The following is an 11,080-nucleotide window of genomic DNA, read 5'->3' as shown; positions in this document are numbered from 1 at the left end:
TTTTTGCGATAATACCTGCTGTTGTTTTCGGCTGGGCTTTGGGTGCGAATGACGCTGCAAATGTATATGGAACTGCGGTTACTTCAGGTCTCGTAAAATACCGCGTCGCGGTGGTGCTCTCTGCTGTCTTCATAGTTATTGGTGCGCTCCTGGAGGGTTCCAGGGGACTGGAAACAATCTCCAGTGTTAGCAGTCAGACACTTCTTACTGCTTCTGTAAGCACAATTGGAGCGGCTATTTCAATGACAATAATGACATATCTGGGAATCCCTTCCTCTTCCTCCCAAGCAATGATGGGAGCAATTCTGGGGATAGGGATCCTAAACTCGACAGTTGACTGGTCGGTTCTAATTAAAGTAGTAATCTGCTGGATAGCCACCCCTATAGGGGCAGCCATTGGTTCATTCTTTCTCTACAAGCTATCTGCGATTCTATTCAGAAGAATAAAGACAATACAAGCTCAAGATCTTTCACTTAAGATTGGAGCACTGATTATAGGTGCGTATGGCTCATATGCTCTTGGTGCAAACAACGTTGCTAACGTCACCGGCCCGCTTGCAGGCATAATTTCATACGATATCGCCGCGCTGGTCGGTGGACTAAGTATTGCCCTTGGCGTCCTGACATTCAGCAAGAGAGTAATGCTCACTGTCGGAAAGCAGATTACGCTGCTCGATCATTTCTCCGCTGTGATAGCCGTGCTTTCCCAGGCGATAACTGTGTGGGTTTTTGCAGTAATAGGAGTTCCAGTTTCAACTTCTCAGGCAATAGTTGGTGCAGTAATTGGTGCAGGCCTTGCAAGAGGTTCCAGCGACATCAACTTTAAGGTCCTACGGAATATAGCTCTAGGATGGTTACAAACTCCGTTGATCGCCGGATTCGTATCCCTTGGGCTTTATTTGGTTGTCAATGCCGTTAAGGGACTTTTCTGACTAAACTCTTCTTTTTAGGACGATGATTTCCATACGGTCGGAGCAATCCTCCGAATAATTAGCAATATCACCAATCGAAAGAACCAGTTCCCGCAGCTGTCTCTTCTCGGCAAGTGTGAGATCCATTTCAAAAATCCTTTTTATAAGTGCCCGCTCGTGGCTGTCCTCAATGTTCTCGAGACGTTCCGTTTCCTTTATCATCTCCTCGGCTACACTGAGCTCCTGAAAGAGGTTTAGAGCTGCCTCCTTCGATACTTCATAAGTTTTAATTGCCAGCTGAGCCTGTTTTAGCAGATCATTCCTGAGCTCTTGAGGTACCGAGAGATGTTGCAGTATTATCTGGTCAACAACATTTTCCGCTTCATTAGCTACCTTATCAAACGTTTCTGCAAGGCCGAGAAAATCTCCGCGAAAATTGGGAAGGAAGGCCCCTTGATACATGGCATTTTCCATCTCGCGCCTCTTTGCATCTGCAGCCGATTCCATTTTTCCTACCTCTTCCGCGTAAATCTCTATCGACATAGAATTCTCACTCTCAATGGCAAGAAAGACCTTTTCAAGGTTCTCCAGAGTCTTTGAGATGAAATCCAGGTGCTCGTGGAAAAGCTGAATAATCGCCACTTCTTTCTTACCAAAAAACATTAGTGGTCCACCTCCGAACTTCAAGATACTTGCAAATCCACTAGAGTCTCTGTTTTCCATAACTTCATCACGCCCTAAGAACTTGATTTTCCGTGCAACGCTTGACAAACTCTAGTAGATTCTATTATTTATATATTATGCCACTTTTATCTCAGAGTTATCCGGGGTAACTTGATAAGATGATGATATTTGATTAGTGATGATTGTTAATAAGTATGAAAGCTGGCACTTTATCCATTTTGAGATCATTCAAGCGGAGGTTCATAAGTGATAATTCAGGGCTATTCAAAGGATTTTAAGCAAAGAATTTTAGACATTCAGTTAGATTATGAAAGAGACCATCCGGACGCCGAGAAATTCACGGCTGACGATTTCAGAAATCCTTTGCTGAACGGAAGAAAGAATATTCTTCTGGCAGTCGATAATGGAAGGGTTCTGGGATTTTCAAGATTCTTCTCCCGGCAGAATTTCTCAAGAGAGTTCTTTCATCACATTTGGCTCGAAATAATACTTGAGCACTTCGCAGATCCGGATCTAATGTCTGCCCTTTACAAAGCTTCGATTCCTTTGATTATCGAATCCACGAGGGGCTTCTTTCCGTCCGCCGGGAGGCGAATATGTGTGAAAGTCGCCGACACCGAGAAGACTAAGAGTGATTTCTTTTCCTCAGCAGGATTCACTCACTGGATCGACTTTATTTACATGGAGAAGGATCTCAGTGAAGAGATCTCTTCTTATAGCCTTCCTGAGGGTTTAAATATCGCAGAGCTGAAACCCAGAAGAGAGCCGGAGATTTTGCAATATCTCAGGGTTGAGCAGATATGCTTTCCCGATTCCCCACTAGAATACAAGTATCTCAATTACTTCTTCAGTAGAGACGAATGGAGACGAGAAGGCGTAATAATTGCCGCCATCGATGCCGGAGGAAACATTGCAGGAAGTGTAATGGTTTATCCCGATGCTCAGAACAGCGCTAAGTGCTACACTGAGGAAATCTTTGTGGTACAGGAGTGGAGAGGAAAGGGCGTGGCAAGAGCCTCTTGGCGACTTCTCTTACATACCTTAAGAAACTGGGCAAGACACGGGCAATTCTATCGGTGACGTCTGACAGAACCTCGGCAAAGAAGATCTATGAAAAAGCCGGATTCAAAGTTCGGCTGAAAAGAAGAGTTCTCGCACTGGAAATATGAACAACAGTTTTCAACTCCTGTTCACCTACCATTGTCTGAAGGCTTAAAGGCGTCGAGGTATTGTGATAAACGAGTGAACTGCATAGTTACTTATGATCAAACACATACCTCTCTTGTTTGCACTCTTCATCATTATCTATCATACATACTCTCAAGCGAGAGGTTAGTTCATTGAATCTTCCGAACTTTTCTTGGAAAGCAGCATTGAGGAATTGAAGGCCGCTTATAGAGTTCTAAACACAGACTATGTCTGTTTGACATGTGAAATGTCTTTTAAGAAGGGAGAGGTCTTTGGAAATCCCGATGAAGTTCTTATAGACGCCGAAATGGCAGCGAAAGAACACAGATCTAGAAACCGTGTTTCGCCCTTTCACTCTATTCTCATGCATGAAAGGAACTACACCGGACTCTCAGAACACCAGCAGACAATGATAGCGTATTCTTGCACATCACTGGGCAACAAATAAACTCAAAAAAACTGAACTTGAGTCAACGACACGTGAGAAATCATAGATCAGGACTGAGAGAGAAGGCTAGACAGGCAAAGACCTTTCTTCTTTTTCACGAGATGATGGAACCCAGCGTAATTAAGGAAGACAGAATAGTAGATGTACGTGGAAACGCAGCTACGGTAGATGAGCAGTAAGCTGTTACTGAGCGCGAACGAGCGTAGCGGCTCGCGAAAACTTCAGTGAGTCCGGTGAGTTGATCAGACTTAGGAATAGGCAGAAGGACAGGAATAGTGCCATGGGAGATCGCAGGTGTTTGTGAGCCAGTGCTGAGAAACAACAATGAAGAGGTAAACGAGAAGTTGAAGAGATTCTGCGATGATTAGTTCTTTTGGGAAGATATCTCATTGAATAGAGCTTGAGAGTGGGGAAGTCCGACGGTAGTTTGTACTGGCTTGTTTCTAATGAAGGCAAAGATTTTGTTAAGCCACCTCCCGTAATCCCTTTTCAGCCGAAATAGTTGAGATCGCTATAATAAGCTTTTACAGTTGTTAACAATTCACGATGGTATAATTATATTAGATATACAAACGAATATCTATTTCAAAACGGAGGTGTTTTTTTGAAGCTGCTAACCAAAAACGAGAAGATCACTATTGATCGATTTGAGAACATGGAAACTGCCGACAAGGAAATCGGAATCGACAGAATCGTCGACTTCCTTCATACTCACCTTGAAGAGTACGGTGACGATAGAAAAGCAATCTGGAGATCCATTGAATATGCCTTCTCGAACGAAGCGGGTAAAGGTGGCTTCGTTCTTATTGCAAGACATGGAGAGAGGATTCTTGGTGCTTCTGTAGTAAACGACACGGGGATGAAGGGGTATATACCAGAACACATACTCGTTTACATCGCGGTTGACAGAGAAGCCAGAGGCATAGGCATCGGTAAAAAACTGATCAAACAGATAAAGAGAATGTGCAACGGCGATATTGCCCTGCATGTTGAAGAGAATAACCCTGCAAGGTTTCTCTATAAAAAGATGGGATTCAAGACAAAGTACGCAGAAATGCGTTTTGCTCAAGATTAGTCGAAGACACCTTATAGTTCTATGAAAACAACGTCAAATGTGAGAGAATAAATATAGATAATAATAGTCGGATATTAATTGGAGGTCTGATTTATGTCTGTAGAAAATGGAAGGAACGTTCTAGTTGTTTATTACTCTCATGACGAAAGTACTAAATCAATTGCCGAATCAATTGCAGGCGAAACCAATGCCGATCTTCTCGAGCTAAAACCGGTGGAAAAAAGTGGCGGAAGAAAAGTGAAGTACATTTGGGAAGGGGAGAGTGTTAGTATGGACCCCGTGCCGGATCTTGAACCTTTTTTGCTTGACCCCGACAATTACGACCTAATTTTTATTGGTTCACCGGTTTGGGCAATGAGCTACGCACCGCCAATCGAAAGCTTCATTAGAAAAACCAAACTTTCCAATAAAAACATCGCTCTATTTTGTACCCATGAGGGCCTAATGGGAATAGTTTTCCAGGAGTTGATAAGCAAGCTTTCGGAAAACAAAATTGTCGGTGCCATAGATTTCTACGATCCAATAGGTTCCGGCGTAAAATATGCAGCCAACGCAAGTGCAAACTGGGCCAGACAGGTCCTGAAATCCCTGTCCTAGTATGAAATGAGACTTACTAAAGATGGCTCTTGTCTTTAAAGCGAGGCAAGAGCTTTCCTTTTCAAAACTGACGATTTGTCTTTATTGAGAGCGTAAAAATTAGATTAATCTAGCGGTGCGATTCCACGTTCTGTCGACCACTCTATTCGCTTTCCAATTGTTCACGGAAGTTCTGATATGCCGAAGAAATACGGTATAATCTGCGTGAGGTCTTTTTTCATGGTATATGGGAGTTGATTCTAATGGAAGATTACAGATGGATCTACCTGGCCATTCTTCTGCAAGCAGCCTTGCTCGGCACGGTGCTTTTCCTTGGGGACACTTTGTTTCATTCTTCTGTTGAAAGCGAGTTTGTTAAAGAGATTACTGCAAAGGAAATCGGTAGCTCCTTGCTAGGTGATTACTTGAAAGGCTTTGAAGATCGTTGGCTTCCAGAAGAGTCACGGCTTACCGGATATTTGATTGAGGACGTAATAGTTTTAGAGGAGACAGACAACTATACAGTTCTGCTTGCTTCCATCTCGGTTAAGCCAACCGATATCGATAGCTGCTTATGGAATTCTTTGGGTTCAAGAGAAGGTAGCTGGATAAAAGACATACGGCTCTCTGTCTATTTGGAAAGAGATCAGACGGGTAAATTTACAATTGTAAAAACCGTTCCTGCTATTTAGGAAAGATATCGACACAGTTTCTGCCGCTTTTCTTTGCCGCGCACAGCACACTGTCGGCTCGGTGTATCATTTCGTCGACACTATCGTCGTTTTCTGGCAAACGTGTTATTCCTATGCTCACCGCTGTTTACGGTTTTTCTTGGCAGATTTCTCTCGGCTGATCAAGTACTCTTTCCCCCACAGACCTGGCATCTTCGAGGGATACTCCGGTAAGAATAATTAAGAATTCAACGCCTCCCCACCTGACTATTCGTTCACCACTTCTAATGATCTTCTTAACAGATTCAGCAAGCTAAGAAAGCACAGAGTCACCATAGACACGACCGGAAGAGTCATTTAACTTCTTAAAACCGTCTACATCCATCATTATCAATTAAAATCTGAGAGGTTTCTTTTCGCTCTCTCGGTTTCTGCTCTCGAAAACTTCTTTAATCCATACCTGCCGAGTGCTCCCGTGAGAGGGTCGTTAAAGGTTGGCCTTGTCATCTCGAATATGTTTCTTATTCTGTTGATTGCCTCTGCAGCATGGACTATAAGAACTTCCGCCAGCTCAATGGCTTCACTACTAAATTCATCCGGCCCTGAAGATATCGTTTGGAAGACCCCCGTATCTTCCAACAGATTTGCTGAGAGCCGATCTGTATTCGCTACTTCTCGGTTTTTCCTCCCTGCCCTTCGAAGTATCTGGAAAGACTGGCGTCTTCCCTTCTCATAAAGTCCTGCCGCCTTCTCCCTACTCTTTTCTGTAACGGACTTCACCGTTGTCAGAAACTGGCTCGGTTTCTCTCTTAACAACAAGGCTTCCAAGCTCTACAATATCAAGACCGGGCATATCGAACTCCAGAATTTTCTTGGTCACCACGATCAGATCACAGACATGTTCTTCACTTGCAGCCTTTGAAAGATCAAGAGCGACTTATTGGAGTTTTCTAATCTTTTTCCTGCTCTCCTAAAGTTCTTTATTCGTTATCTTCAATCCGTTATTTCAACAAAGAATTTCGCACATCCAAACCTGAAACCTTCTCGTCGTAATCGATAACCATACTCCTGAAACATCTCTCGAAATTCTCAGACTTCACAAACTCAACAAAGCTCTCTCCCCCATGGTAAGAGACGGAATCGGAAACTCTCAACCCCGATTCCCTGGCTCCTCTATTGAGGAACACGGAACCCGAATAATTGTCTTCGAAGCAAAGGCCGACAGGTGAGTTTTCAGTAATTGCCATAACATTTGAAAGGAAGAAGTTGCGATGTCTATCTTTCGCCAAATGTCTTTCCAGATCCACTAAATACGATCTTAGCCGAAGAATCTCCGCTCCTTTCGGCATGACCCACGTAATTACGTTCTTTCTCAGAATTTTGCTGCCTTAAAGCGAAATTTACAAGCCTCTCCATCCCACGATCTATAGATGAGTTAAAACGATTCCCACGCCGAGGATCGACGAGAGTCGTTCAAGATCGAGATCCTATTCATCAAGACCATGGAACAAGCGGTTGAGTTCCTTAATTTCTTAAATTTCTTCTGCGTAATTTCTCCATTCCTCATTCGGAGAACAGGTTCTATCCTCTTGGTCTCTCTGGCTTCAGAAAAGGAATCACAGAGTCGACATATCAACATATAAGTCGCTCTAGTTATACATTTGCTCTTCCTTCTATCTAGTTCTGAGGAGTACAACGCTGTACCAAAAAGGGAAAACCTCTGGTTGAACGATACGTTTTGAGTTAGTATAATTTAGTTGCTCGTATAAATGTTTAGGATGAGATCATTGTGAAAAAGACCTATCAATGGACAACGAAAAGTATCACCATAATCGTCGTTTTGATTCTGCTAAAGTCTTTCGTATTTTACGGCTACGCCGCTGAGCTTGCAAGGCTGTCAGTGTTGCTTGGGACTGTTGCCTGGATGGCATTCCTGCTGCTCTTGTTCTGGATTGTATTCAAAGGCAAGTTTTTTCTCTTATATTGCATTATTTCATGCATACTCTTTGTAGATTTTTTATACTTTCAGTACTTCGGTTTTCTCCCATCGGTTAAGGAGCTTGTGCATGTCGGACACGTCGGTGCAATAAGTGAAAGCATAGTCTATGTTCTTTATCCAATAAGTTTTGTCTTTATCATCGATCTCATACCTGTTGGACTATACTTGAGAAAGAAGCAGTCTAGACAGGGCGAAACACCCATAAGGAAACCGACCTATTCGGACAGAATTATTACGTTTGTCTTACTTATTAGCCTTTTAATACCATTTTCTTCGGAAAGCCTCCAATCTTACTTTGTCTTCAACAGATATGGAGTCTTTGCCTACCATATGTTTGATCTTGTTAGGGCGATTCCGGGAGTCGATGGGGGGATAACTGTTGACGAAAAAGTCTCTTATAGTGGCTACGTGAATAAAATGGCTGAGCGGGGTAAATATTTTTCCGTTGCGAAAGATAGAAACATCATTGTCATTCAGCTCGAATCGTTTCAGGACTTTCTAGTCAACTTCGTTTACAACGACCAGGAGATAACACCTAATCTTAATCGGTTGGTTTCGAGTGATTCGATCTATTTCGATGAAATCTATCAACAGGTTGGAGCAGGAAACACCTCTGATTGCGAATTTGTAATTCTCAATTCAATGCATGCACTTGGTGATGTTTCAGTTTATCAGACTCGGGAAGAGAATAGCTTTTACGCTTTGCCGTCGCTTCTGAAATCCAAAGGTTATTTTCCGGTTGCCTTTCACGGCAATAATGGTTGGTTCTGGAATCGCGAGAAGATTTATCCTTCATTGGGATTTGATGATTTCATAAGTCTCGAGGATATGGAAAACGATGAGATTATTGGTTTTGGTTTGAGCGATTCTTCTCTTTTCAAACAGACACTGGGACACCTAAGAGGAATCGAAGAGCCTTTCTTCGCGTTCATTGTAACGCTTACAAGCCATAATCCCTATGAAATACCTGAGGAACTGAGAGCAATTGAACTCCTTCCAGAACATGAGGGCACTCTTTTCGGAAACTACATTCAATCGGTACACTATACCGATGCTGCATTGGGCGAATTCATTGAAGGACTAAAAGAGGCCGGCCTTTACGACAGCTCACTCATTGCTCTTTATGGAGACCACGCAGGGCTATATCCTTTCAACAAAGAAAACAAAGATATATTGAGTGAGCTTCTCGCTTGTGAGTACGATTTCGTACACGCTATGAACATTCCACTCTTATTTCATATTCCCAATTCTAATCTCGATGTCCTGAACTCCAAACCAGGCGGTCAGATTGATTTCTTTCCCACACTGCTTAATCTCATCGGGATCGTAGAAAAGAGCGGAATACTGTTCGGTCGAGATCTTCTTAATTCGTCGTCGGGATTTGCCGCATTCACTCATTATGTTCCCGAAGGCTCATTCATCGACAATAACAGGATTTTCATAATGTCCAGCGACGGAATTCTCGATAACAGTGAAGCAGTTGAGAGAAGAACGGGTAAAATGATCACCCCGTACAGCTGCCTGGACGGTTACAAAGATTCTATACAGCAGATACAGGCTTCGAAATATTTGATACTAAATGACTCTATTTCAAATCTAATGGGTGTTAGCAACGAAAGAGATAATCGATTCTGAAAGGTTAAACCCAAGTAATCTTTACATTCAGGTTATGTAGCCAGATATTCCAGCACTAGGTCAGCTTCAAAACAATTCTCATCAGAATTCAATATGCTCCGTGCAGGTTTTCTCTGGTCATTCTATCCTGGCTTTCCTTTCGAGTCTGACTATTCCTTGAGACCAGTTCCTACAAGGCTTTTCACAAAGAGATTCTGCAAAAGAAAGAAGACTACAAGGGTCGGAATCACCGCTACCATCGTACCGGCCATAATGATTCCCCAGTTGTTCGCCGACTCAGCATCGATAAGCATCTTGACTCCGATCTGCACTGTTTTCATCTTGTCTTCCATCGTAACTATCAGCGGCCAGAGATAAATGTTCCATGAATAAACAAAGTTTATGATCGCGGAGCCTGCAATGATCGATTTTGAAAGAGGCAAGAGAATTTTTAGAAAGTATTTAATTGGTCCGGCTCCATCAATTCTTGCCGCATCCTCAAGAGAAAGGGGGATAGTCATGAATTGCTGTCTCATTAAGAAAGTGTTTGTTGCACTCGCCATGAAAGGTATGGTGAGGGCCCAGTATGTATTCACCCATCCAAATTTATTCATTAAGGAGAACAAGGGAACGATCATTATCGTCTCCGCAGGCAAGAATAGAGTTGCAAAAAGAAACCCGAAGGCGAGCCCTCTTCCTGCAAATCTGAAGTTCGAAAAGGCATATCCCGCAAGTGTTCCAGTAACGAGTTTCCCAAGAGTAATCGCAAGCGATACAATTGCGCTGTTCAGAAGTAAACGCGCAAAAGGAACTGTCTTGAAAGCATCAAAGTAATTCTGGATGTGAAAGGCCGTAGGGAAAAACTTCGGTGGAAATGAAAAGACGCTTTGAGGCGGCTGAAGGCTCATAGTTATGGCCAAAATAACAGGCATAATGAATATGAAAGATACTGTGATCAATATTATCTCTATGATTATTGTATTAACTAACTTCCTAGTGGACTTCTTCATGACTACACCTCATTGATAGTGAACTCGTCTTTCTGCAACGGTGAAGTAGACTATTGTGACTACGACCATTATCATGAACATTATTACGCTTTGCGCTGAGGCGGGTCCTCTTTTCTGATAAGTGAATGCGTCAAGATAAAGCCTATATATCATATTTGTCGTGTAACCTCCGGGACCGCCCTTCGTCATTACATCGACTATTGCAAACGACGTGAACATCGTGCTGACAATGTTCATGATGACCAAATAGAATGTTATTGGTGAAACTAAAGGAAATATGATTCTCCAGGTCTTTTTCATGACCCCTGCTCCATCAAGAGTTGCTGCTTCAAGAAGGTCTCCCGAGACGTTCTGAATACTTGCAATATAGAAGATCATGTTGAAAGGCAAGATCTTCCACACTGTTGCAAAGATCAGCGCGTAGAACGCGTAAGGCTTTGAAGTTAACCATTCAACCTGAAGTCCAAATAGTTTCATGAATACATAGTTTACGTGGCCAACAACCGGGTTCAAAAGGAAGGTCCAAAGGGTGCCGGCTATCGCCGGGGAAATAGCATAAGGCGCGAAGAGAAAGGTCCTGTAAAGTTTCGTTCCTGGAACGTTCTGTGTGAGGAGCATAGCGATTATGAAACCAAGGAAAATAGATAATGTAACAGAAAGCCCGACATAGATGACAGTTAGTTTCACTGAGGAAAGATACTGCTCATTGTTGAAGAGGTTTATGTAATTCTGGATTCCCACAAATGTCGTTTTGTTACCAAAGGTAGACACTCTGTAGAGACTCATTCTAAATGCTTCTACTGCAGGATAATAAATGAATAAAACGATAATCAGAAAGGTAGGTACCAGCAGAAGGTATGGTAACCACTTTCGCATTCTACACCTCCAGCATCAAGCGGAGCGG

General features: G+C 42.8%; 14 protein-coding genes and 1 pseudogene. 9 read left to right on the top strand and 6 right to left on the bottom strand.

The window, feature by feature from the left end:
- On the top strand, window positions 1-932 hold a 932-nt coding region (locus BG32_RS11375), incomplete at its 5' end, for an inorganic phosphate transporter (protein ID WP_220660330.1).
- Here BG32_RS11375 and BG32_RS11370 read toward each other — a convergent pair.
- A complete protein-coding gene (locus BG32_RS11370) occupies window positions 933-1,574 on the bottom strand; it encodes a TIGR00153 family protein (RefSeq protein ID WP_039882260.1) in 642 nt (213 codons plus the stop codon).
- Window positions 1,575-1,841: 267 nt separating this feature from the next.
- Here BG32_RS11370 and BG32_RS11365 point away from each other — a divergent pair, with 267 nt between their 5' ends.
- The 7 genes from BG32_RS11365 (at window position 1,842) to BG32_RS11345 (ending at window position 5,574) form a co-directional block, all read left to right on the top strand.
- Window positions 1,842-2,675 (top strand): GNAT family N-acetyltransferase, encoded by an 834-nt coding sequence (locus BG32_RS11365; protein WP_259459692.1) that lies wholly within the window; start codon window positions 1,842-1,844, stop codon window positions 2,673-2,675.
- Window positions 2,615-2,764, top strand: a complete 150-nt coding sequence (locus tag BG32_RS16650; protein ID WP_259459691.1) for a GNAT family N-acetyltransferase — start codon at window positions 2,615-2,617, stop codon at window positions 2,762-2,764. Before BG32_RS11365 ends, BG32_RS16650 begins: the two co-directional genes overlap by 61 nt.
- Before the next feature lie 212 nt (window positions 2,765-2,976).
- Window positions 2,977-3,231 carry a hypothetical protein gene (locus tag BG32_RS11360; RefSeq protein WP_147434987.1) on the top strand — a complete coding sequence of 85 codons (255 nt, stop codon included), beginning with the start codon at window positions 2,977-2,979 and terminating at the stop codon, window positions 3,229-3,231.
- A gap of 32 nt (window positions 3,232-3,263) precedes the next feature.
- A complete protein-coding gene (locus tag BG32_RS15620) occupies window positions 3,264-3,410 on the top strand; it encodes a hypothetical protein (protein WP_006487347.1) in 147 nt (48 codons plus the stop codon).
- A gap of 425 nt (window positions 3,411-3,835) precedes the next feature.
- A complete protein-coding gene (locus BG32_RS11355; RefSeq protein WP_006487346.1) occupies window positions 3,836-4,306 on the top strand; it encodes a GNAT family N-acetyltransferase in 471 nt (156 codons plus the stop codon).
- Between the two features lie 93 nt (window positions 4,307-4,399).
- Window positions 4,400-4,903, top strand: coding sequence for a flavodoxin (locus BG32_RS11350; RefSeq protein ID WP_006487345.1), 504 nt, complete (start codon window positions 4,400-4,402; stop codon window positions 4,901-4,903).
- A 242-nt stretch (window positions 4,904-5,145) separates the two neighbouring features.
- On the top strand, window positions 5,146-5,574 hold the full coding sequence (locus tag BG32_RS11345) for a hypothetical protein (protein WP_006487343.1): 429 nt from the start codon (window positions 5,146-5,148) through the stop codon (window positions 5,572-5,574).
- On the opposite strand, the pseudogene BG32_RS17175 reads toward BG32_RS11345, so the two are convergent.
- The 3 genes and pseudogenes from BG32_RS17175 to BG32_RS11320 form a co-directional block, all read right to left on the bottom strand.
- Window positions 5,567-5,851 (bottom strand): annotated as a pseudogene (locus BG32_RS17175) (GGDEF domain-containing protein); the annotation flags it as partial. The gene BG32_RS11345 and the pseudogene BG32_RS17175 overlap by 8 nt on opposite strands.
- 92 nt (window positions 5,852-5,943) lie before the next feature.
- Window positions 5,944-6,369 (bottom strand): hypothetical protein, encoded by a 426-nt coding sequence (locus tag BG32_RS11325; RefSeq protein WP_006487341.1) that lies wholly within the window; start codon window positions 6,367-6,369, stop codon window positions 5,944-5,946.
- Window positions 6,370-6,554: 185 nt separating this feature from the next.
- Complete coding sequence (locus BG32_RS11320) at window positions 6,555-6,842, bottom strand: hypothetical protein (RefSeq protein WP_259459690.1); 288 nt, start codon at window positions 6,840-6,842, stop codon at window positions 6,555-6,557.
- Between the two features lie 500 nt (window positions 6,843-7,342).
- Here BG32_RS11320 and BG32_RS11315 point away from each other — a divergent pair, with 500 nt between their 5' ends.
- Window positions 7,343-9,187: an LTA synthase family protein gene (locus BG32_RS11315; protein WP_006487335.1), complete on the top strand. Its 1,845-nt coding sequence runs from the start codon at window positions 7,343-7,345 to the stop codon at window positions 9,185-9,187.
- A gap of 149 nt (window positions 9,188-9,336) precedes the next feature.
- Here BG32_RS11315 and BG32_RS11310 read toward each other — a convergent pair whose 3' ends face one another.
- Both BG32_RS11310 and BG32_RS11305 read right to left on the bottom strand, forming a co-directional pair.
- Entirely contained in the window at window positions 9,337-10,176 is an 840-nt protein-coding gene (locus BG32_RS11310) for a carbohydrate ABC transporter permease (protein ID WP_006487334.1), read from the bottom strand.
- 9 nt (window positions 10,177-10,185) lie between these two features.
- Entirely contained in the window at window positions 10,186-11,052 is an 867-nt protein-coding gene (locus BG32_RS11305; protein ID WP_006487333.1) for a carbohydrate ABC transporter permease, read from the bottom strand.
- Window positions 11,053-11,080: the final 28 nt, after the last annotated feature.

The organism is Mesotoga sp. HF07.pep.5.2.highcov, assembly GCF_003666285.1.
GTDB lineage: Bacteria > Thermotogota > Thermotogae > Petrotogales > Kosmotogaceae > Mesotoga > Mesotoga prima.
Note: the sequence above shows the minus strand (reverse complement) of the source record. Positions and strands in the feature narration are given on the sequence as shown.